This window comes from Amycolatopsis pretoriensis, assembly GCF_900107925.1.
Taxonomy (GTDB): Bacteria; Actinomycetota; Actinomycetes; order Mycobacteriales; family Pseudonocardiaceae; genus Amycolatopsis; species Amycolatopsis pretoriensis.
Genome location: NZ_FNUJ01000006.1, coordinates 129,382 through 150,849 on the forward strand (window position 1 = coordinate 129,382; position 21,468 = coordinate 150,849).

19 protein-coding genes are annotated in these 21,468 nt (G+C 71.1%); 4 read left to right on the forward strand and 15 right to left on the reverse strand.

Annotation, left to right across the window (positions count from 1 at the left end; all coding sequences use genetic code 11):
* Positions 1-3: 3 nt before the first annotated feature.
* The 4 genes from iolD to iolC are packed head-to-tail and all read right to left on the reverse strand — an operon-like array spanning position 4 to position 4,493.
* Positions 4-1,863 carry a 3D-(3,5/4)-trihydroxycyclohexane-1,2-dione acylhydrolase (decyclizing) gene (gene iolD / locus BLV96_RS26600; protein ID WP_086678808.1) on the reverse strand — a complete coding sequence of 620 codons (1,860 nt, stop codon included), beginning with the start codon at positions 1,861-1,863 and terminating at the stop codon, positions 4-6.
* A complete protein-coding gene (gene iolB / locus BLV96_RS26605; protein WP_086678809.1) occupies positions 1,860-2,681 on the reverse strand; it encodes a 5-deoxy-glucuronate isomerase in 822 nt (273 codons plus the stop codon). The genes iolD and iolB overlap by 4 nt, the downstream gene beginning before the upstream one ends.
* Complete coding sequence (locus BLV96_RS26610) at positions 2,678-3,547, reverse strand: Cgl0159 family (beta/alpha)8-fold protein (protein WP_086678810.1); 870 nt, start codon at positions 3,545-3,547, stop codon at positions 2,678-2,680. Before BLV96_RS26610 ends, iolB begins: the two co-directional genes overlap by 4 nt.
* Positions 3,540-4,493: a 5-dehydro-2-deoxygluconokinase gene (iolC, locus tag BLV96_RS26615; protein WP_208608324.1), complete on the reverse strand. Its 954-nt coding sequence runs from the start codon at positions 4,491-4,493 to the stop codon at positions 3,540-3,542. The genes BLV96_RS26610 and iolC overlap by 8 nt, the downstream gene beginning before the upstream one ends.
* Positions 4,494-4,632: 139 nt before the next feature.
* On the opposite strand from iolC, the gene BLV96_RS26620 reads away from it, so the two are divergent.
* A complete protein-coding gene (locus BLV96_RS26620; protein ID WP_167379744.1) occupies positions 4,633-5,646 on the forward strand; it encodes a LacI family DNA-binding transcriptional regulator in 1,014 nt (337 codons plus the stop codon).
* Positions 5,647-5,696: 50 nt separating this feature from the next.
* Here the strand turns inward: BLV96_RS26620 and BLV96_RS26625 are convergent, their stop codons facing one another.
* Together BLV96_RS26625 and BLV96_RS26630 are read right to left on the reverse strand one after the other, a co-directional pair.
* The gene (locus BLV96_RS26625) at positions 5,697-7,130 is read right to left on the reverse strand and encodes a sensor histidine kinase (RefSeq protein WP_086678811.1); all 1,434 of its coding nucleotides are present in this window, start codon (positions 7,128-7,130) and stop codon (positions 5,697-5,699) included.
* Positions 7,127-7,801 (reverse strand): response regulator transcription factor, encoded by a 675-nt coding sequence (locus tag BLV96_RS26630; RefSeq protein ID WP_086678812.1) that lies wholly within the window; start codon positions 7,799-7,801, stop codon positions 7,127-7,129. The genes BLV96_RS26625 and BLV96_RS26630 overlap by 4 nt, the downstream gene beginning before the upstream one ends.
* Before the next feature lie 102 nt (positions 7,802-7,903).
* Between BLV96_RS26630 and BLV96_RS26635 the strand changes: the two genes are divergently transcribed.
* The gene (locus tag BLV96_RS26635) at positions 7,904-9,136 is read left to right on the forward strand and encodes an aspartyl protease family protein (protein WP_086678813.1); all 1,233 of its coding nucleotides are present in this window, start codon (positions 7,904-7,906) and stop codon (positions 9,134-9,136) included.
* Positions 9,137-9,355: 219 nt separating this feature from the next.
* On the opposite strand, the gene BLV96_RS26640 is transcribed toward BLV96_RS26635, so the two are convergent.
* The 8 genes from BLV96_RS26640 to BLV96_RS26670 form a co-directional block, all read right to left on the reverse strand.
* A complete protein-coding gene (locus tag BLV96_RS26640) occupies positions 9,356-9,475 on the reverse strand; it encodes an SDR family oxidoreductase (RefSeq protein ID WP_244180492.1) in 120 nt (39 codons plus the stop codon).
* Positions 9,476-9,527: 52 nt separating this feature from the next.
* Positions 9,528-9,659, reverse strand: a complete 132-nt coding sequence (locus tag BLV96_RS51270; RefSeq protein WP_279627553.1) for a hypothetical protein — start codon at positions 9,657-9,659, stop codon at positions 9,528-9,530.
* Between the two features lie 245 nt (positions 9,660-9,904).
* Positions 9,905-10,798 (reverse strand): sugar phosphate isomerase/epimerase family protein, encoded by an 894-nt coding sequence (locus BLV96_RS26645; protein WP_086678814.1) that lies wholly within the window; start codon positions 10,796-10,798, stop codon positions 9,905-9,907.
* Positions 10,795-11,709 (reverse strand): NAD-dependent epimerase/dehydratase family protein, encoded by a 915-nt coding sequence (locus BLV96_RS26650; protein ID WP_158104185.1) that lies wholly within the window; start codon positions 11,707-11,709, stop codon positions 10,795-10,797. Before BLV96_RS26650 ends, BLV96_RS26645 begins: the two co-directional genes overlap by 4 nt.
* Entirely contained in the window at positions 11,706-13,082 is a 1,377-nt protein-coding gene (locus BLV96_RS26655) for an MFS transporter (RefSeq protein WP_086678816.1), read from the reverse strand. The genes BLV96_RS26650 and BLV96_RS26655 overlap by 4 nt, the downstream gene beginning before the upstream one ends.
* A gap of 42 nt (positions 13,083-13,124) precedes the next feature.
* On the reverse strand, positions 13,125-14,597 hold the full coding sequence (tcuA, locus tag BLV96_RS26660; RefSeq protein WP_244180493.1) for an FAD-dependent tricarballylate dehydrogenase TcuA: 1,473 nt from the start codon (positions 14,595-14,597) through the stop codon (positions 13,125-13,127).
* Positions 14,598-14,602: 5 nt separating this feature from the next.
* Complete coding sequence (locus BLV96_RS26665) at positions 14,603-15,619, reverse strand: zinc-dependent alcohol dehydrogenase (RefSeq protein WP_086678817.1); 1,017 nt, start codon at positions 15,617-15,619, stop codon at positions 14,603-14,605.
* 11 nt (positions 15,620-15,630) lie between these two features.
* Positions 15,631-17,412, reverse strand: coding sequence for a thiamine pyrophosphate-binding protein (locus tag BLV96_RS26670; protein WP_086678818.1), 1,782 nt, complete (start codon positions 17,410-17,412; stop codon positions 15,631-15,633).
* A gap of 132 nt (positions 17,413-17,544) precedes the next feature.
* Here BLV96_RS26670 and BLV96_RS26675 point away from each other — a divergent pair, with 132 nt between their 5' ends.
* Positions 17,545-18,993: an aldehyde dehydrogenase family protein gene (locus BLV96_RS26675; RefSeq protein ID WP_208608326.1), complete on the forward strand. Its 1,449-nt coding sequence runs from the start codon at positions 17,545-17,547 to the stop codon at positions 18,991-18,993.
* Positions 18,986-20,581, forward strand: coding sequence for an FAD-dependent oxidoreductase (locus BLV96_RS26680; RefSeq protein ID WP_086678820.1), 1,596 nt, complete (start codon positions 18,986-18,988; stop codon positions 20,579-20,581). The genes BLV96_RS26675 and BLV96_RS26680 overlap by 8 nt, the downstream gene beginning before the upstream one ends.
* Here BLV96_RS26680 and BLV96_RS26685 read toward each other — a convergent pair whose 3' ends face one another.
* On the reverse strand, positions 20,582-21,463 hold the full coding sequence (locus BLV96_RS26685) for an IclR family transcriptional regulator (RefSeq protein WP_086678821.1): 882 nt from the start codon (positions 21,461-21,463) through the stop codon (positions 20,582-20,584).
* Positions 21,464-21,468: the final 5 nt, after the last annotated feature.

Here is a 21,468-nt window from a genome sequence, read left to right on the forward strand (position 1 = left end):
CTCCTAGAGGTAGTGGCGTTGGCCGCGCTTGGCGGCGGCGTAGTCTTCGCGGGCCTTGCGGGTACTGTCCAGTTCGGACACTTCGCTCACCGGGACGTCCCACCAGCCGGATCCCGGCGGGTTCGGTCCGCAGAGGTCGGTTTCGACGTGCACGACGGTCGTCTCATTCGCCGCCTTCGCATGGGCCATGGCGGCGCGGAATTCGTCCACGGTGGTCGCTCGGAGCACGTGGGCGCCGAGGCTCGCGGCGTTGGCGGCCAGGTCGACCGGGAGCACGCCGCCGTCGAGCTGACCGGTGTCGCCCCGGTAGCGGTACTGCGTGCCGAACCGTTGCGAGCCAAGCGATTCCGAGAGCGAGCCGATCGAGGCGAACCCGTGGTTCTGCACGAGCACGACGATCACCTTGAGGCCCTCGGACACCATGGTGACCAGTTCCTGGGCCATCATCAGGTAGGAGCCGTCCCCGACGAGGACGACGACTTCCCGCTCCGGTGCCGCGAGCTTCACGCCGAGCCCGGCGGCGACCTCGTAGCCCATGCACGAGTACGCGTATTCGACGTTATACGCCTTGGGGTCGCGGGCGCGCCAGAGCATCTGGAGGTCGCCGGGGAGCGAGCCGGCCGCGTTGATCACGACATCTTGGTCGTCGAGGACGTCCTGCAGTGCGCCGAGGATCTCGGTCTGCGCGGGCAGGGGCCCGTGTGCGGCGGCGAAGCAGGCGTCGGTGGTGCGGCGCCAGTCGTCGGCCAGCAGCCGGGTGCGGGCGCGGTAGGCGTCGTCGACCTGCCAGCCGTCGAGGGCCTGGTGCAGGGCTTCGATGCCGAGGCGGGCGTCGGCCTGCAGCGGGATCGCCGCGTGCTTGACCGCGTCCAGGCGCGTGACGTTGAGGTTGACGAACACCGGGTCGCCGAAGGCGGTGTGGCTCGCGGTGGTGAAGTCGCTGTAGCGGGTGCCGATGCCCAGGACGACGTCGGCTTCGGTGGCGAGGGTGTTGGCGGCCGCGGTGCCGGTCGAGCCGATCCCGCCGACCGCGCACGGATGGTCCCACGGCACCGCGCCCTTGCCGGCGTGGGTGTCGGCGACCGGGATGCCGGTGGCCGCGGCGAACGCGCGCAGCTGCTCGGTGGCCTGGGCGTAGACAACGCCTCCCCCGGCGACGATGAGCGGCTTCCGGGCACTCCGCAGCGCCTCGACGGCCCGCCGCACTGCGTCGGGCTCGGGGACGGGGCGGCCGACGTGCCAGACGCGGCGGCGGAAGAACTGTTCCGGCCAGTCGAACGCCTCTGCTTGGACGTCCTGCGGAAGGCACAGCGTCACCGCGCCGGTTTCGGCCGGATCGGTGAGCACGCGCATCGCGGCCAGCGCCGCCGGGATGAGCTGCTCGGGCCGGGTGATCCGGTCGAAGTACTTCGACACCGGGCGGAAGGCGTCGTTGACCGTGACGTCGCCGCCGCGGGTGTCCTCCAGCTGCTGGAGCACCGGGTCGGGCGAGCGGGTGGCGAACATGTCGCTGGGCAGCAGGAGGACCGGCAGGCGGTTGGTGGTGGCCAGCGCGGCGCCGGTGATCATGTTGGTCGAGCCGGGACCGGTGGACGCGGTGCAGGCGAACGTCGCCAGCCGGTCGCGGGTCTTGGCGTACGCCGCGGCCGCGTGGACCATGCCCTGTTCGTTGCGCGCCAGGTAGTACGGCAGGTCGGCCTCGCCGGTCTCGGCGGCCTGCAGCAGCGCCTGGCCGAGCCCGGCGACGTTGCCGTGGCCGAAGATGCCGAAGCAGCCGGGGATGAGCCGCTGCTCGACGCCGTCGCGTTCGCTGTACTGGGCGGCCAGGAACCGGACGAGCGCCTGGGCGGTGGTCAGCCTCATCGGGTGCTCCCCCAGGTCTCGCGGACCCAGGCGTGCGCCGGGTCGTCGGTGATCAGCCACGCGCGGTCGGGACCGGGGCCGGCCATGACGTTGAGGTAGTAGAGGTCGTAGCCCGGCGCGGCCATCGACGGGCCGTGCCAGCCGTGCGGCACGAGCACGACGTCGCCGGAGCGGACTTCGGCGAGGACGTCGATCGGCCGCTCGTCGGTGCCGTAGACGCGTTGGTAGCCCAGGCCGTCGCGGGCGATCTCGAAGTAGTAGATCTCTTCCAGCTCGCGTTCGTGCTCGCCGTGTTCGTCGTGCTTGTGCGGCGGGTAGGACGACCAGTGCCCGCCCGGGGTCAGGACCTCGCACACGAGCAGCCGGTCGGCGTCGAACGTGCCGGGCAGGCAGTAGTTGTGCACCTCGCGGGCGCACGTCCCGGCGCCGCGGGCCTCGCTGGGCACGTCCGCCGCCGGACCGTAGCGAGCGGGCAGCCGCTGCTCGCACCGCGCCGACGGCAGGGCGAAGCGGCCACCGGCGTCGGTGGTGACGGTGAACTCCGTGTCGCGCGGCAGGTAGGCGAAGTCGGTGACGCCGTCGAAGACGTCCTTCCTGCCGGCGAGTTCGAAGACCTCGCCGACGTTCGTGACGCGGCAGGAGCCGGACAGCGGGAGGACGAGGTGCTCGGCGTCACCGGTCGCGATCTTCGCGGAACCGCCCGCGGGCAGGTCGAGGACCTTCAGGCCGGAGTAGCCCCAGCCGGCGGATTCGGGCGTGACGACCGTCGGGAAAGGACCGTCGCTCGTGGACAGTGCGGGCAGGTGGTGCTTGCTCACAGCAGGCTCACCGCCCGGTCGACCGCGCCGGCGACGTCACCGGAAGCCGGGTAGAGCAGCGAGCGGCCGACGACCAGTCCCTGCACGGTCGGCTGCGCAAGCGCTTTCCGCCAGGCGGTGAAGGCGGCTTCGGCGTCGGCCACCTCGCCTCCGAGCAGCAGCACCGGCAACGTCGAGGAGGCCAGCACGCGCGGCATGTCGTCCACCACGGGCAGCTTGAGCCAGGTGTAGGCGCTGCTGCGGCCGAGGCCCGAGGCGATGGTGATCGACTTGATCACCGCGTCCGGGGTGAGGTCGTTGCGGATGCGGCCGTCCGCCCACCGGGAGAGGAACGGCTCGACCATCGCGATCAGTGCGCGGTCGTTCAGCGCGTCGATCGCGTGAGCCGAGTTTTCAAGTGCTTCGGCGGTGGCTGGGTCCTCCAGCGCGATGCGCGTGAGCATCTTGCCGCCGTCGAACCCCATCGCCGCGATGGCGGCGGCGTCGTAGCCGGTGAAGCGATCGTCGATCTCGAACGCGGAACCGGCGAGCCCGCCGCGGTTCATCGACCCGAAGACACTCTTGCCGTCGAGGACACCGAGCAGCAGCAGGTCTTCGAGGATGTCCGCGGTGCCGAGCACCCCGGTCACGCCAGGTCGCTCCAGCGCGGTGCACAACCGGTCGAGCAGCTCACCGCGATCGGCCATCGCGGCGGGGTCGGCGCCGACGGCGTTGGCGCCTCGGGCAGGGTGGTCGGCGGCGATGATCATCGCGCGGCCGTTGTCGCCCAGCACGGACTTCGCCCTGACGCGCTGGGCCGCGGCCTCGGCGATCGCGGTGGGGTGCTGGACGCGGGTGGTGACGATCCGTTCTACGCGCTCAGACACGAGCGGCCTCCTCGAGCTTCGCGAGCACCTGGGCCTCGTCCGGCATGGCGTCGGCGCAGGACAGCTCCCCCGCGACGTGCGCACCGGCGGCGTTGGCGAAGGTGATGGTGCGGCGGGTGTCCCAGCCGGACAGCAGGCCGTGGCACAGCGCGCCACCGAACGCGTCGCCGGCGCCGAGGCCGTTGACCACCTCGACGGGCACGGGTGGCACCTCGACGGCGCCGTCGTCGTCGACGGCCAGGACACCGCGCGGGCCCTGCTTGACCACGGCGAGCGAAATACCTCGGGCGCGCAGCGCTTCCGCCGCTTCGTACGGGTCGCGGGCGCCGACCGCGGTTTCGCACTCGTCGAGGTTCCCGGCGGTGACGGTGACCAGCTCGAGAGCCTGCTGCACCCAGCGGCGGGCCGTCTCGCGCGACTCCCAGAACATCGGCCGGTAGTCCAGGTCGAGCACCGTGATGCCGCGGCGGCCGCGGGCTTCGAGCGCGGCGAGCGTGGCCGAGCGGCTCGGCTCCTGGCAGAGCCCGGTGACCGTCACCCAGAAGACGTCCGCGGCGCGGATCGCGTCGTAGTCCAGCTCCTGCGGCACGAGGTCCAGGTCCGGGGCCTTCGGCGCGCGGTAGAAGTAGAGCGGGAAGTGGTCCGGCGGGAAGATCTCGCAGAACGTCACCGGGGTCGGCAGGTCCGCCGACTCGCCGAGGAAGCGGTCCGACACGCCGTAGCCGGTCAGTGCCGTGCGGACGAACCGGCCGAACGGGTCGGCTCCCACCTTCGTCACCACGGCCGACCGCCGCCCGTACCGGGCCGCGGCCACGGCCACGTTGGTCGCGCTGCCGCCGAGGAACTTGCCGAACGAGGTGACGTCCTCCAGCCCGACGCCGATCTGCCGGGGGTAGACGTCCACCCCCACCCGGCCCATGGTCAGCACCTCGAACTCCGGATCCACTTCCCGCACCTCCGCTGCTCCACGGCTACTGTCGCGCTCTACTAGCGCGCTCTAGTGGCAGCGACTATCCTGGGTCGGGTCCGGAGATGTCAAGGGCCTGGAACAATCGGCCCCGACCGGAGCAGAGGCAGGAGCGGGCGTGCACGACGGCGAACTCACGAGTAGGTCGAAGCCGACGATGGCGGACGTGGCCGCGAAGGTCGGCGTGTCCCGCGCCCTGGTGTCCCTGGTGTTCCGCGGCCAACCCGGAGCGAGCCAGGAGACGCGCGACCGCGTGTTCGCCGCTGCCGAGGAACTGGGTTACCGCCCGGACAACGCTGCCCGGCTGCTGGCGCGCGGACGGAGCCGGACGCTGGGCGTGATGGTGACGGTGCACCAGTCGTTCCAGGCCGACCTTGTCGAGGGCATCTACCCGGAGGCCGAGCGGCTCGGCTACGACGTACTGCTGTCGGCGACCGCCCCGAGCCGTGACGAGGCCAAGGCCGTCGAAGCTCTGCTGAGCCACCGTTGCGAAGCGCTGATCCTGCTCGGCCCGAACGCCGAGCGCTCAGCCCTCGACGCCTTGGGCCGGCGCGCCGTGGTGGCCGTGGTGGGCCGCCGCGTGTCCGGCATCCAGGTCGACAGCGTCCACACCGCGGACACCAAGGGCATCCGCCAGGCGGTCGACCACCTCGTCGACCTGGGCCACCGCCGCATCGTGCACGTCGACGGCGGCAAGGAACCGGGTTCGGCGGACCGGCGCCGGGCCTACCGAGCGGCCATGCGACGGCACGACCTGCCCGAGCGAGTACTGCCCGGCGCCCACGACGAAGAGGCAGGCATGACTGCGGCCCGCCAGATGCTGGCCGAGAACTCCCTGCCGACCGCCGTCGTCGCCGGCAACGACCGGTGCGCGATCGGGCTACTGCACACCTTCGGCCGGGCCGGGCTGGAGTTCCCCCGCGACATCTCGATCGTCGGGTTCGACGACAACCACCTGTCGCACCTGTCGCACATCGACCTCACGACGGTCCACCAGGACGCCGCCGGCTTGGCTCAAGCGGCAGTCCACGCCGCCACCGACCGCCTCGAGGACGAGACCCGGGCGCCGACGGAGATCGTCCTCGACCCCAAGCTGGTCGTCCGGGGCACCACGGGACCACCTAGATCCTGAGATGCTGCTGAGCATCGGGCTGCCACAGCGCGCTTGCTGCCGTCCGCGCTTCATCCGGCGCTGGGGCCGGAACTGCCGGGTCGCTGCGAGGTGTGGCCGGATTCGGTGGGGTCGTCGCGCACCGGGAGCTCGATCTCCAGGTGGGCTCCCCGGCCGGCCGGTGGGTCGGAGAAACGCGCGGTACCACCGTGTGCGCTGACGGTGTTGGCAACCATGGCGAGCCCGAGGCCCGAGCCGGGCAGGGCGCGTGCGGCGGGTGCCCGCCAGAACCGTTCGAACGCTTGTCCCCGCTCGTGCGGTGGCAGTCCCGGGCCCTGATCGCTCACCGTGAGCCAGCCGGGACCCGACCGCACCTGGACGCTCGCCCCGGGCGGCGAGAACTTGATCGCGTTGTCCAGCACGTTGAGCACCGCTCGTTCCAGTGCGGTGGGGTCGCCGGTGGTGGCCCAGGGAGTCGTGTCGGTGGTGATGGTGTGCTCCGCCGCGCGGTGGGCCGCACGCCGCACGGCCCGCTCGATGACGGCCGCCACGGAGACGGTTTCGCGCGCGAGCTGGTGGGACTCCCTGGCCAGTTCGACGAGCTCCCCGACGAGGGTGCTGAATTCGCGGGCTTGCGCCTGGAGCCGGTCGAGGACGGCGGCACGCCGGCCGGGTGGAATGGCCCGGCGGGTTTGCTCGCTGCGGACCAGCAGGTCGATGTTGGCGCGCAGGCTGGTGAGCGGAGTGCGGAGCTCGTGGGCCGCGTCGGTGACGAGTTGCCGCTGCCGCAGCCGGGCCTCGTGCAGTGCGGTGGTCATGGCCGAGAAGGCCCTGCCGAGGCGGCTGACCTCGTCGCGGCCCGTGACGGCCACCGGTGTCAGCAGGTCCTCCGTGCGGGCGATGTGCTCGGCGGTTTCGGTCAGCCGCCGCATCGGGTTGAGGGTGCGCCGGGCCAGCAGCAGCCCGGCGGCCCCCGCGGTGAGCACCCCGGATAGGCCCGCCACGACCAGCACCGCACCCAAGCTGGCCAGTGTGTCGTCGACGGCAGCCAAGCCACGGCTGATGACCAGCACGTCGCCGTTGCCGACCGGGCGCAGCACCAGTCGCACGGGCACCCCGGACGCTGTCCGACCGTCCCGCAGGGTCACGTCCGTGACGGCGTGGTCGGCCGACGTGGTGACCACCTCGTCCACCCCGTCCGGCGCGCAACCGCTGCCGTCGGCGTGCAGCAGCTGGATTCCCTCCAGGAATCGTTGCAGCTGCCGGCGACCTTGCTCAGGAGGCGTGCAGACGACGGACGGGTCGAGCCAGGCGGGTTGACCCGCCGGGGACTCCACGACCTTGACTGTCGGAATCCCCTTGGCGAGCAGGTTCTGGTCCAGCTGGGTTCGCAGGGTGTACCGGGTCGTGAGCCACGAGATGAGGCAGATGCCGGCGATCGCGACGGCCACGACCCCGGCGGTGACCAACGCGACCCGGGTGCGCAGCAGCCACCGCGCGCTCATGTGCCCGACCGGAGCACGAAACCGATGCCGCGGACCGTGTGCAGCAGCCGGCCGGCCCCCGCGGCCTCGGTCTTGCGCCGCAGGTAGCCGATGTAGACGTCGAGTGCGTTGGTGCCCAGCACGTGTCCCCAGACGCGCTGCTGCAGGTGGGTCCTGGTCAGCACGCGCTCCGGCGCGGCGAGGAACTGGCGGAGCAGATCGAACTCCGTAGGGGTCAAGCTGATCGGATCACCCGCCCGGGCGACCTCGCGGCTGGCGAGGTTCAGCTCCAGATCCGCGTACCGCACCGTGTCCGACCGCCGCTCGCGGTTCGTTTTGAGCAGGGCACGCAACCGGGCGAGCAGCTCTTCGAGGGCAAAGGGTTTGACCAGGTAATCGTCCGCGCCGGCGTCGAGCCCGGTGACCCGGTCGCCGAGGCCGTCGCGCGCGGTGAGCATGAGAACCGGAACGCGTTCCCCGTACGCGCGCAGGCGCCTGCACACCTCCAGACCGTCCACGACCGGCATCATCACGTCCACAATGGCCAGGTCCGGGCGGGTCCCGTCAGCCAAAAGCCGGCGCAGCGCCTGTTCACCATCGCCGGCCGTGGCCACGGTGTAGCCCTCGAACTCCAGGCAGTGGCGCAGGCTGGTTCGCACATCCGGATCGTCGTCCACCACGAGCAGTCGCATCGAGCACACGGTAATCCGGAGAAACCGGAACACCGGCTGCTCTCACGATCTTCTCAGGCTTCACCCAGGCTTTCCTCATCGATTTTCCGGCACGGTGCCTGCATGAGAGACAACGACATGGACCGCCGTACGCTCCTGCGCCGAACCGGCCTCGCCGCCGCAGCCGGCGCGGCTGTACCGCTGCTGGGCGTCCCGGGAGGCAGCGCACTGGCCGCGTCCTCCGATCCCGACGCGTTGTTCAAGACCGGCCGGTTCGCCGAGGCCGACCGGGATTACGCGGCCCTGCTGCGCACGGACCCGGACGACGCGCACGCGGTGGCGCGGCGCGGTTACATCGCATTGCTGTCCAACGAATTCACGACCGCAGAACGGTTTCTCACCCGGGCCGTCGAACTGACACCCGACGACACGTTCTCGCGGCGTCAGCTGGTGGACTGCTACGTGCGGCAGGACCAGCTCGCCCGCGCGGTGCCGCTGCTGGGCGACTCCCCCGACGCCGCGGTGTACGCCGCGATCACCGGCAGGCCGTTCGAGACGCACGGGGCACAGGCCACGAGTGTTCCCTTCATCGACGTCGACCCCCTGCCGCACATCGACGCGTCCCTGAACGGGGCGGCGCCCTCGCGGTTCTACCTGGACACCGGTGGCACCCTGAACCTGTCGACGGACACGGCGCAGCAGCTGGGGCTGCGGGCGCTCGCGACCAGCCAGGCGTTCCTCGGCGGCCAACTGGTCACCACCTACCTGGGCGTGCTGAACTCCCTGCGGCTCGGCGACATCGAGCTGCGCAACCTGCCGGTCCACTGGCACGACAGCGACCGCAACGTCATGGGCACGTCGATCTTCTACCACTTCGTGACCACGATGGACTACGCGAACAAGTCGCTGGTGCTGCGGAGGAAGACCAGGGAACAGGTGCGGCAGGTGCGGAGCGCGGCAGCCCGCCACGGCGCTCGCCCCCAGCCCCTGTGGCTGGCCGACGGTCACTTCCCGTTCACGCTGGGCACCCTCAACGGGTACGGCCCCGCGGTGGTGGAGCTCGACACCGGTGTGCCCAGCCTCGGCGTCACCACCACGGCCGAGATGGCCACCCGAGCGGGCGTCGCGATCGACTACAGCAAGCCGATCCCGTTCATCGGCACCACCGGCTACGCCATCACCCCACCCACCGTCAGCATCGACGGCGTCGTCGGCCGGCAGGTCCCCGGCGTGGCGGCGCCGGTGACGCTCTACGACCGCGTCCAATTCGACACCCTCGCCAACTTCAGCCACCAGTACCTCAGGACCTCCACCCTCACGTTCGACTACGCCGACATGAACCTCTACCTCTGGTAAGCACCACGACGCAGACGGCACCGATTTCAGGCAGGGGGTGTGCCATGACATCCGCGGTTTCGCGCGCCAGCGCAGAATTTCCGCCGATGCGGTCGGACGGCGAACTTCGCCCGTGATGGTCGGCACGGCCAAGGACGGAAAGCAGGTCCCGGCGAGCACATCGATCCGCCGCAGGTAGCGGAGACCCGGAGCGAAACCCGGCGCGAACGGCGTTTTCCTCTAGTGGATGTGCGAGCCGCCGTTGACGTCGTACGTCGCTCCGGTGTTGTAGCCGGACTCCTCGCGGCACAGGTACGTGATCAGGTCGGCGACGTCGGACGTGCGGCCGTTGCGCCCCACCGGGATTCACGGTCGAGAATCGGCGGATGCTATTGAGCGCCCAACACACAGCTCACCCCTCGACGGAGAAGGAGAACGCTGTGCCTCCCGGCAATGTCCGCGCCACCACCGTCAAGTACGGCGTGGACACACCGATCACGCCGCCGACCGCGGTGTAGGCCGGCTCGAAGCGCCCGACATCCATTCAACTCGCTCTGCCAGTGCCGGCCCGACCAGGGTCGGCCGGGACCAGCCCGGTCCTGCGCCCTTCCCGGTCAGGAGCCGGGCCTGCAGGTCGCCGACTTCGGCCAGCCGGTGAAGCTGCACCACAACGAGAAATTCGGCCACGCCCACCACCGAGAGCCAGATACGGGTCCGTCGCCGGGCACCGACAGCATTTCCGGAAGCGAACGACGATCGGCCTAGCCGCCACCCCCGTGTTCGGGGAGATCATGTCGGGAACACGCCTGAGCGAGAGCAGCCTGGAGGGCGCCGTGGTGCTTGACGTTCACTCGTCTCCGCAATCGACCAGCCCAGCTTGGTGAACGCGGCGATGTCGTCATGCAACCGGGGCAACGGCGGCTCCATGTCGATGAGCTCGAAGATCGTCACCCCGGCGTACCCGATGGAGCGCAACGCTTCGGCGTAGCGCTCGAAGTCGACCTCACCACGGCCCGGAGACGTGTGGGCCCACCGGTCTCGCCACGTGTCGCTCATGTGCGCGATCCGGATCCGGTGCCCGGCGGTGCGAACACCCTCCCACGGATCCTCCCGGTTGATGGTGTTGGCGACGTCGTAGGCGATCCCGAGGTGTGGAGAACCGACGTGGTCCACGAGGTCCGACAGTCGGGTGGCGTCACCGAGATAACCGTGGGGGCTCGTCTCGAGCGCGATCGTGACGTCCAGCTTCGCGGCTCGCTCCAGCAGGACGTCCAGTGCCTGCTCGAGCCACCAGCGGCAGGCCTCCTCCGGGGCCGGCGACAGCGCGTGCCGCCGGCCGGCCATGGCGATCACGAGCGGCGCTTCCAGGTCGTGGGCGAGTTCCAGCTCCGCGAGGAGCGCGTCGACACTGGCTCGGCGGAAGTCGTTGCCGGGACTGATCAGGTTGATGTCGAGGAAGCCGGGGTTGGTCGACGTGACGGTCAGGCCTCGAGCCGCCAGGGCACGGCGCAGCTCGTGTCGCTCGTACTTGCCGAACGCGCCCGCCTGCAGGTGCGGTGCGGCCGTCGTGATCTCGATCTGCCGGAAGCCGAGCTCGGCGAGGGCGTCGATCGCTTCGCGCAGGGGCGCCTGGTGGAGCCAGCTGTAGGTGGTGCCGCCGAGGGCGAGCGGGGTCTGCGTCATGGGGTACTCCCTGCGGTTTCGAGAGCGGCCAGGGTGCGTGCGAGCCCGTCGGCCAGGGACACGCGCGGGGCATAACCGAGCGCACGAGCCCGCGTGATGTCGAGCGCGCCCTTGCGCGCGGCCGTGACGCCCGGCGCCATTTCCAGCGGGCCGCCACCGAGGTCCACGTGCCAGTCCGGGCACAGCTTCGTGATCTCCGCCGCGAGTTCTCGCAGACCGGTGGCCTCACCCGTGGCCAGGTTGTAGGCGCGGTGAGCGAGGTCGTCGGCGTGCAGCAGCAGGAGCACGCCGTCCACGACGTCGTCCACGTAGGTGAAGTCGATGCGCTGGTCACCACCCTGGCCGAGGATGCTCGGCCGGCCATCGGCCGCGTCCTCGAGCCACGGGTGTGGGAGCCGCCGCCGGGGGAAGCCCGGCCCGTAGACCCAGCACAGGCGCGCCGCGACATAGGGCAGCCCGGCGTAGTACTCGCCGAGCCGCTCGACGGCGTACTTCGTGATGCCGTACGGAGAGATCGGCCGCGCCGGGTCGTCCTCGGTGATGGGATCCGCGGTGAAGTGCCCGTACGTCTCCTCCGAGGACAGGTCGACGAGCCGCCGCACTCCCCCGACGGCGAGCACGGCCTCGAACAGCGCCACCGAGCCGTCGATGTTGACCCGCACGGCGTCGGCGAGCCCGGCGACGCTCGCGGTGACGCCGACGATCGCCGCGCCGTGGACCACTTCGGACACCGCGTGCTCACGCAGCACGCGTTCCAGCAACGCGCGATCGGTGATGTCGCCCCTGACCTCGGGTACCCCGGCGCCGGTGGTGATCCGGTCGAAGCTCACGACCCGCTCGCCCGCCGCGACCAGCCGGCGCACCAGCTCGCGGCCGAGGAACCCGGCGCCGCCGGTCACCAGCACCGTCACTGCGTCCGTCCTTTCAGGACTTCGCGGGAGGACTGCGGCTGCGGCGTCCGGCCGGTGTAGTCCTGGGACAGATCGCGTTGTGAGGTTTCGGCCATCGCCGTGATCGCCACCAGGCTGACCAGCCCCGCCACGATGATGTACAACGACACCGTCCACGACGCACCGCCGGCGCCGATCACGAGCGCCGACGCGATCAACGGCGCCGGGCCGCCACCCACGATGTTCGACACGTTGAGCCCGAGCGCCGCGCCCGTCGTCCGGTAGCGGGTCGGGAACAGCTCCGAGTTGATCGCCGCGCCGAGTCCCCACGTCGAGCTGTGCCCGATGGCCAGGGCCAGCACGACACCGACGCCGGTCAGGAACACCGAGCCGCTGGAGATCAGGGCGAACAGCGGGAACGCGAGCAAGAGCCAGAACACGACGCCGGCGATGTAGACCTTCTTGCGTCCCAGGCGATCGGACAACCTGCCGAAGAGCGGGATCGTGAAGATCTCGATCCCGGCCGCGATCGACACGCAGGCCAGGATGTCGCCGGCGCGGTAGTGATGGGTGTTCACGGCGTAGCTGACCAGGAAGGTCGCGGCGATGTAGAACCCGATGTCGGGCACGAACCGGATCCCGATCGCGATCAGCACCTGCCGCCAGGAGTACTTGAACACCTCGACGATCGGCGCGCGGACCGCCATCTCACCGGCCGCGGTGGCCCGCCGGAACTCCGGCGACTCCATGATGCGCAGCCGGATCCACAGGCCGATCGCGACGAGGAAGGCGCTGCCCCAGAACGGGATCCGCCAGCCCCAGGTCTGCACGAACTCATCCGATCCCAGGCCGACGAGGACGAACGCGCCGGACGACATCAGCAGCCCGATCGGCGAGCCGGTCTGCACGAAGGACGCCAGGAACCCGCGGTTGCCGCGCGAGGCGTACTCCGAGGCGAGCACCGTGGCACCACCCCACTCGCCACCGAGCGCGATGCCCTGGACCAGTCTCAGGGACACCAGCAGGATCGGCGCGGCGATCCCGGCGCTGGAATAGGTCGGGAGAAAGCCGATGGCGAACGTCGCCACGCCCATCAGCAGCAGCGAGAAGACCAGGGCTTTCTTGCGGCCGACGCGGTCGCCGACGTGGCCGAGGACGATCGCGCCGATCGGCCGGACGACGAACCCGACGGCGAACGTCGCGAACGCGGCGAGCGTGCCCAGCACGGGTGAGAAGTTCGGGAAGAACAGCTTGTTGAGCACCAGCGCGGCCGCGGTGCCGTAGACGAAGAAGTCGTAGTACTCCACCGCGGTGCCGACGACCCCGGAGGAGACGGCGATGCGAACGGATTTCCGGTCCGGCGCGAGACCCGCCGGGGTGCCGTCGAGAGTCATGATCACCTTCCACTGCGTTGGGGAGCAGGTGTGCGGGTGTGGTCAGGCCACCGAGCCGGCGCGCCGGCCGAAGACCATGCCGGCGGCGAGACCTGAGCCACCCGCGTAGTTGCCGCTGAACAGCCCGCCGAGTGCTTCGCCCGCGGCGAACAGGCCCGTGACGACGCTGCCGTCTTCGCGGAGCACGCGGCCGTCGTCGTCACCTTTGAGGCCGCCGAAGGTGAAGGTGACGCCGCAGGTAACCGGGTAGGCGTAGAACGGCGCCCGGTCGATGGCCGCGGACCAGTTGCTCTTCGGCGGGGTGACGGCGGCGCGCTTGCCGTCCTTGACGGTCGGGTCGAACGGCCCGTCCTCGATCGATTCGTTGAATTCCTTGACGGTCGCGACCAGCTTCGCCGGGTCGACGTCGATGCCCCGCGCGAGCTCGTCGAGGCTGTCGGCGCGCACGACGCTGACGCCGGGCATGTCGTACTCCTCGGCACGCAGCAGCGGGCGGGTCGTCGCGTCGAAGATCTGGAAGGCGATCGACCCGGGCTGGCGCAGGATGTCGCGCCCGTACTTGGCGTAGGTGTAGTTCCGGAAGTCCGCGCCCTCGTCGACGAACCGGCCGCCGTCGGCGTTCACCACGATTCCCAGCGGATAACCGCCCCGCGTGAGCCGGTTGGTCAGCTCGCGGTTGCTTTCGTTGTGTGCGGCGAAGGCGTCCCACGCCACGCTGTGACACGTGCTCCAGTCGCCGCCCCGCGCGGCGCCGAGATCGAGCGCGGCGAGGAGGAGTTCGCCGGTGTTGTACGGGGTTCCGCGGACCTTCGCGTTCGCCCAGCCCGTGCCGAGGTACTCCTCGCGCATGGTGGCGTTGGCTTCGAAGCCGCCCGCCGTCACGATCACCGACTCCGCGCGCAGTTCGCCGCTCGTCCCGTCCTCGGTCTCGTAGCGGACTCCCGAAACCGGGCCGTCGCCGAGGAAGCCCGTCACGCGGTGTCCGTACCGGATGTCGACGCCTTCGGCTTCGGCGATGCGGGTGTGGTCGGTTATGAGGCCGATGCCGCCGTCCACGTTGCCGACGTGCAGGCCGCCCCAGAACAGGAAGCCACCGTCCTCGCGCTCGTAGGCCTGGCGCTCGTACATGAGCCGGTACCGGACGCCCTTGCCGGCCAGCCAGCGGATCGTGGCGCTGCTGTCGCGGGCCAATAGCTCGGTCATCCGCGGGTCGTTGCGGTCGCCGGTGACCTTGGCCAGGTCGGCCCGGTACTCCGCCGCCGAATACGGAGGCACGGTGGTCCGGGCGTGCCGCTCGTCGGGCTCGACGAAGTCCAGCAGGTCGTCAAGTCCTTCGTGGACGATCCGGGTGGCTCCCGCGGTGTAGTAGCTGTTGCCGCCGGCCAGCTCCTGGGGCGCCCGTTCCAGCAAGACCACCCGGCGGCCGCGGTCGGCGGCGGCGTGGGCCGCGGAAAATCCGGCGTTGCCGCCGCCCACCACGACGACGTCGGTGTCGTGGGGCAGTTCTCCAGTCAACGTCTTCACCTTTCGGGGCTCGGTTGCAGCAGGACTTTGGTCGCCTGCCGGGTCTCGACGAGCTCGACCGCGTGCTCGTGGTCGGCCAGTGCCAGGGTGTGGGTCACGATGGACTCCAGCTCCGGTGCGGCCGCGAGCCGTGTGGGCACCGTGTCCCAAGTGGACAGGTCGTAGGCGCGGGAGCCGAGGATCGTCTGCTCGTTCCAGGCGAGCTGGGCGGAGTCGAACCGGGCCGGCTCCGCGGGCAGGCCCACACAGATCAGCCGCCCGCCGCGGCCGAGCAGGCGGGTGCCGGTGGTGACCGCCGCTGCCGTGCCCGCGGTCTCGAAGACCACGTCGAACCGGCCGTACAGCGCTTCCGTGCCGGCCCGAGTGGTGACGACCTCGGCGGCGCCGAGGACCTTCGCCCGCTCGGCCAGCGCGCCGTCCTCGGTCCGGCCGACCACGGTGACCGCCCGGCCGGCCAGGGCACCGACGGTCAGCAGGCCGACGGCCCCCGGCCCGAGGACGCAGAGGTCGTCGCCGTCCGCGAGCCGGGCGACGTCGACCGCGTGCGCCGCGACGGCGAAGGGCTCGGCGAGCACCGCCAGCCGGTCCGGCACGTCCGGCGGCAGGGCCACGAGGTTGCGGGCCGGCACCACGAACCGTTCGGCGAACACGCCGTCGGCGTCGAGCCCGAGCACCTGACGCCGCTCGCACAGCATCGACCGGCCGCGGGCGCACCAGGCACAACCTCCGCAGGTCAGGTGGGCGCTGCCGACGACGCGGGTGCCCACCGCCAGGTCCACGCCCGGTCCGGGCTCGCGCACCCGGCCGACGTATTCGTGCCCGAGCACGAGCGGGAAGCGCGGGGCGTACCCGCTGCCGGGCCCGTACGCGCCGCGGATCATGCCGAGGTCGGTGTGGCACAGGCCCGCGCCGACCAGTTCGAGCTGCACCTCACCGGGGCCCGGCGCCGGGTCCGGGCGGTCGGTCCAGCTGAGGTTGCCGTCGCCGGCCGCGGTTTTCGTCAGCGCTTTCATCCTCGATCCCCTCAGGCGTCCGGCCAGCCGAACGACGGTTCGGGGTGGGACAGCGGCGGCAGGTCCCAGGTCGCCGCCGAGGGCAGGCCCACCGCGTCGTCGACGTGCACGTCGACCACCACGGGGCGGCGCAGGTCGAGTGCGGTCTTGAGCGCGGACCCGAGGTCGGCCGGATCGGTGACGGTCAAGCCTTCGCCACCCATGGACCGCGACAGTGCGGCGAAGTCCGCCGAGTAGGGCTGCCCGCTTCCCGCGTGCTCGAAGGTCGTCGCCAGCTGCCGATCCGCGCCGAAGTACAGCTTCTGCTGGTCGCGAATGGAGACGAAACCGCCGTTGTTCCACACGAGCCAGACGGCCGGGATGGCGTACTGGACGGCGGTCGCCACGGCGGCGGGGAACATCAGGAACCCGCCGTCGCCGACGACCGCGACGGACGGCCGGTCGGGTGCGGCGAGGTGGGCGCCGAGAACCCCGCCGACCCCGAAGCCCATCGAGGCGAAACCCCAGCTCTGCAACAAGGTCCGCGGAGAGTCGGTGCGCCAGTTCTGCACGATCCAGTTGTGGTGCACGCCGACGTCGCTGAGCAGGATGCCGTCCGAAGGCAGGACATCGCGCAGCTCCGCGAGCACACGCTCCGGCCGGATCGGCGTCGTGTCCGAATAGTCGTGCGGTTTGGTGTGCTCGTCCCACTTCGCTTTCGCCGCAGCCAGTTCGTCGAGCCAGGCTCGCCGTTGGCCGGCCCGTTCGGAGGCGAATTCAGGCAGTCGTTCGCGCAGTTGCCGCAGGACTTCCCGGGGTGAAGCGTGGATTCCCACGGTGGGCGGGAAGTTGCGACCGAGCTCGGCTTCGTCGATGTGGACGTGCACCAGCCGGGTCTGCGGGAACGAGTAGGTGTAGCCCGGCAGCCACGAGCTGGTCGCGCGGTCGTCGAACCGGGTGCCGAACGCCAGCACCAGATCGGCGTTGCGGGTGGCGTGGTTGGCTTGGAAGGTGCCGTTGCGGCCAGTCGCGCCGAGGGACAGCGGGTCGCTCGCGGGGAACCCGGACTTGCCCAGCGGGGAGGTGGCGACGGGGAACCCGTGCTCCCTGGCGAAACCGAGCAGTTCGGCTTCCGCTTCACTGCCTTCGACGCCGGAGCCCGCGACGATCACGACGCGCGCGCAGTCGCGGATGAGCTCACAGGCCGCGTCCAGCTCGGCCCGGCCCGCCGCCGGCGCGGACGGCCGTCCGGTCCCCCACTCCCCCGGGTCGGCAACCGGCTCGTCGGTGCGGTCGACGAACACGTCCAGGGGCACGTCCAAGTGCACCGGACCGGGGCGTCCGCCACGCAGCTGCGCGAACGCCTGCCGCAGCATCAGCGGCAGCTGTTCGGCGCGGGTCGCCTGGTAGCTGCGTTTGACGTACGGGCGCACCACGCTGGGGAAGTCGGCCTGGAAGTGCCGGCCGGACTCCTGGAAGGGGCCGCGGTTGAACTGGCTGGTCGCGACGTTGCCGGTGATCGCCAGGAAGGCCGAGTCGTCCATCAGCGCCGAGCCGAGCGCGATCGGCAGGTTCGCCGACCCCGGCCCGCAGGAGGTGAAGGTGGCCAGCGGCTGGTGGGCCACCCGGTAGTAGGCGTCCGCGATGAACCCCGCGAGCGACTCGTGGTGCACGGAGATCGTCTTGATCTCGTCCTGGCGCTCCACGAGCGCGTCGAGCAGTCCGAGATCACCGTGCCCGCACAAGCCGACCGCGTACGGGACCTGCTCCCGCACGAGGTGCTCGGTGATGATCTGCGCGCCCGTGAGGCTCATGGATGTCCTCCACCTTCGAGATCAGCATTGCGGAGAACGCAATGCTTTGCATGATGCGAGATGGTAGGTAGGCTTCGAGGCGCGCGTCAAGGGGCAGGCGGGACGTGCCCAGCGGAACCGAAGGAGACCGGAGTGAGCACAGCGACACGGCCGAGCGGCCTGTTCGTCGACGGCGACTGGCGGGCGGCGGCCGGCCGGATCCCCGTTCTGGACAAGTACTCCGGGGACGTGGTCGCCGAGGTCGCCGAGGCCACGGCGGACGACATCAAGGACGCGATCGGCAGCGCGCACGCCGCCTCCGGACACCCGCTCGACGCGGGCGAACGCGCCCGCGTCCTGACCGGCGTCGCGGACCTGATGGAGGCCGGGGCCGACCGGTTCGTCGACGACTACGTCGCCGAGACGGGGTTCACCACCGCCGACGCGCGCAACGAACTGCGGCGCGCGGTCTCGATCTACCGGCTCAGCGCGCAGGAGGCGGTGCGGATCGCCGGCGAGCAGGTGCCGCTGGACGCGACGCCGGGCAGCGGCAACCGGCTGGCCTTCACCGTACGCGTGCCGGTCGGTGTCGTCGTCGCGATCGCCCCGTTCAACGCGCCGCTCTCCACGGTCGCGCACAAGGTCGGCCCGGCGATCGCGGCGGGCAACGCCGTCGTGCTGAAGCCCGCCGAGAAGACCCCCTTGAGTGCCCTCAACGTCGTCGGCGCGTTCGCCGAGGCCGGCCTTCCGCCGGGATTCCTGCAGCTGGTCTGCGCTCCCGGGTCGACCGCCGGGCCCGCGCTGCTGGACGACGACCGGGTGCGGTTCTACACCTTCACCGGCTCGACCGCGGTCGGCCGCCTGGTCTCGGCGGGCGCCGGTCTCGCGCGGACCCACCTCGAACTGGGCTCCAACAGCGTCTCCATCGTCGCCGACGACGCCCGCCTCGACGACGTCGTGCGGCTCGTGGCGACCGCCGGTTTCCGCAAGGCCGGGCAAGTCTGCACGAGTGTGCAGCGGATTCTGGTGGTCCGGAGCCGGTTCGACGAATTGACCACGGCCCTCGCCGAGCGGGTGGGCAGTCTCACCGCGGGTGACCCGCGCGCGGACGGCACCGATCTGGGTCCGCTCATCGCCGAACCCGAGGCCGAGCGCGCTTTCTCGTGGATCGAACGAGCGTCGGCGCGCGTGCGAGTGGGCGGCGAACGGCACGGCAGCGTGCTCACCCCGGCCCTGCTGGGCGATCCGGCGCCCGACAGCGAGGTGCTGACCAAGGAGATCTTCGCGCCGGTGGTCTCGGTGGTCCCGGTCCACGACTTCGACGAGGCCATCACCCGGGTGAACGCCGGCCCGTACGGGTTGCAGACCGGTGTGTTCACCCAGGACCTCGACCGGGCGTTCCACGCCGTGCGCTCGCTGCGGGTCGGTGGTGTCATGGTCAACGACACCTCGAGCTACCACGCCGACGCGATGCCCTACGGCGGCGTCAAGGACAGCGGACACGGCGTCGAAGGCCCGCCGTACGCCGTGCGGGACATGACCGACCCGCGCATCGTCGTGCTCAACCTGCGCCGTCCGGAGCGAGAGGATTTCCATGCGTGACAAGGACTTCGACGTCGTCATCGCCGGCAGCGGCGCCGCCGGGCTCACCGCGGCGCTCGCCGCGGCCACCCATGGCCGACGCACCCTCGTGATCGAGTCGGCGAGCGAACTCGGGGGAACGACGGCGCTGTCGGGCGGCCGGGTGTGGATCCCCGTCAACGGCAGGCCCGAAAACGCCGGCGACTCCGCGGACGCCGCGAACCAGTACCTCGACCAGATCTTCGACACGCGGTACCAGCCGATGATCCGGACGTTCGTGCGCGAAGCCGCCGCGATGGCGGAGTTCGTCGAGAAGCAGTCGCCCCACCGGTTCGTCGTCTGCCCGAACTACCCGGACTACCACCAGGACCGGGCCGGGGCGACACGCGGCGGACGCTGCTTCGACGTCGCCCCGATCGATCTCGGCGAACTGGTCCCCCAGGCCAGGTCGGTCCGGCAGCCGCCGGGCTACACACCGATCACGCACGCGGAGTGGGAGAAGTGGCGGTACCCGGCCAACATCGACACCGAGGCGCTCACGGCGAGGATGGCCGCCGGGATCCGCACCGGAGGTGTCGGCCTGACCGCCGCACTGCTCGACGGAGCCGTGCGAGCCGGTGCGACCGTGCGGACGAACACCGAGCTGACCGCGGTGCTCACCGGTGACGCCGGTGTGACGGGCGTGCGGGTGCGCACGGCCGAAGGGGAACAGACGATCCGGACGACTTCCGTGGTGCTGGCCACCGGGGCGTTCGACGCCTCCGATGAACTCCGGAAGCGCCTGCTCCCGGCCGGGCTCGGCGTGTCGGCCTCGGCCCCCGGGAACACCGGGATCGCCCTCACCGTCGCCGAGAACCTGGGGTTGGCGGTCGACAACCTGACCGAGGGCTGGTGGATGCCGATGGCCCAGCTCGACGACGACACCGTCGACGGAACGCCGTACCCGCGCGGCCTGGTCCGCGAACGCGGTGTTCCGCGCCAGATCGTCGTGAACCGGCACGGTCACCGGTTCCTGGACGAAGCGTTGCCCTACAACGAGTTCGGCAAGGCCATGCACCGGACCGGCCCCGACGGAACACCGGCGGGCAACGGCGCACACCTGATCTTCGACCAGGGGTTCCGCGACCGCTACCCGCTGCCCGGTCTGCCCGCCACCGGTGATGTGCCGAGTCACGTCGTGACCGCCCCGGACCTCGCCACGCTTGCCGGGCGCATCGGCGTCGAGCAGCACTGCCTCGCCGAGACGGTCGAGCGCTGGAACGGCTTCTGCGCCGACGGTGTCGACCACGACTTCGGCCGCGGCGAGAACGCCTACGACCGCTACTACGGCGATCCCTGGCAGAAGGGCAATCCGTGCCTCGGCCCGATCGACCGGCCGCCGTACTACGCGATGCGCGTGCAGTCGGGTGTGATCGGCTCGAAGGGCGGCCCGGTGACCGACACCGCCGGTCGCGTGCTCACCCGGGACGGTGCGGTCCTGCCGGGTTTGTACGCCGTGGGCAACGCCGCAGCCTTCTGGACCGGCGACGGTTACCCGGGGCCGGGCGCGACTCTGGCCGTCGGGATGACCTTCGGTTACCTCGCGGGCCTCGATATCACCGAGCACTGATCAGGACCCGTTGTGCTGCTTCTCCACCCAGTTCGGGGCCGGCGGCTCCTCTGCGGGCGGGGCGGGCCAGTCCGGGGGCACCGTCAGCACCCCACGGGCCACGCTCGCCCGCCAGGCGTACCACCGGACCAGCCCGGCCACGGCGGTCATCCGGTCCCGGGTGAGCCGCTGGGTGGGGCCGGAGATGCTGATACTGGCGTCTACGACTCCCTCCGGCGAGAACACCGGCGCCGCCACGCAGCGCAGGCCCGGCTCGAGCTCCTCGTCGTCGACGCAGAAGCCGCCGCGCCGGATCCGTCGGGACTCCTGCTTGAGCTTGCCGACGGTGGCGATCGTGTGCGGGGTGCGCACCGGGAGGTCCGGGTCCGGGTAGAGCTCGTCGAGCGCGGCGTCGGGCAGCCCGGCCAGCAGCGCCTTGCCCATCGAGCTGCAGTGCGCCGGGGAGAGCTTGCCGACCCACGAGTGCATGCGCACGGTATGCCAGCCGTCGACGATCTGCACGGTCTTGGCGGTGGTCCCGTCGAGCACCGCGAGGTGCCCGGTCTCCCCGGTGACGTCCACCAGCTCCTTCAGGAACGGGGTGACGACGGCGGAGAGGTCCTGGCGCGACGCGACGAGCGAGCCGAGCGCGGCGAGCCGCGGCCCGAGTGCGTAGTTGCCCGCGGAAGCCGCCACCAGGTACCCCGACGACGCCAGGGTCGCCGCCAGCCGCGACGCGCTGGACTTGTGGATGTCGAGCTCGAGCGCGATATCGGTGATGCCGACGACCCGCCGGTCCGCGCTGAACATGTCCAGGATGTCCAGTCCGCGGCGGAGCGCGATGATCGTGTTCTGTCCGGGCGGCCGGTCACCTCCGGTGGCGGGTGGGGTCGGTTCGGTCATGACCT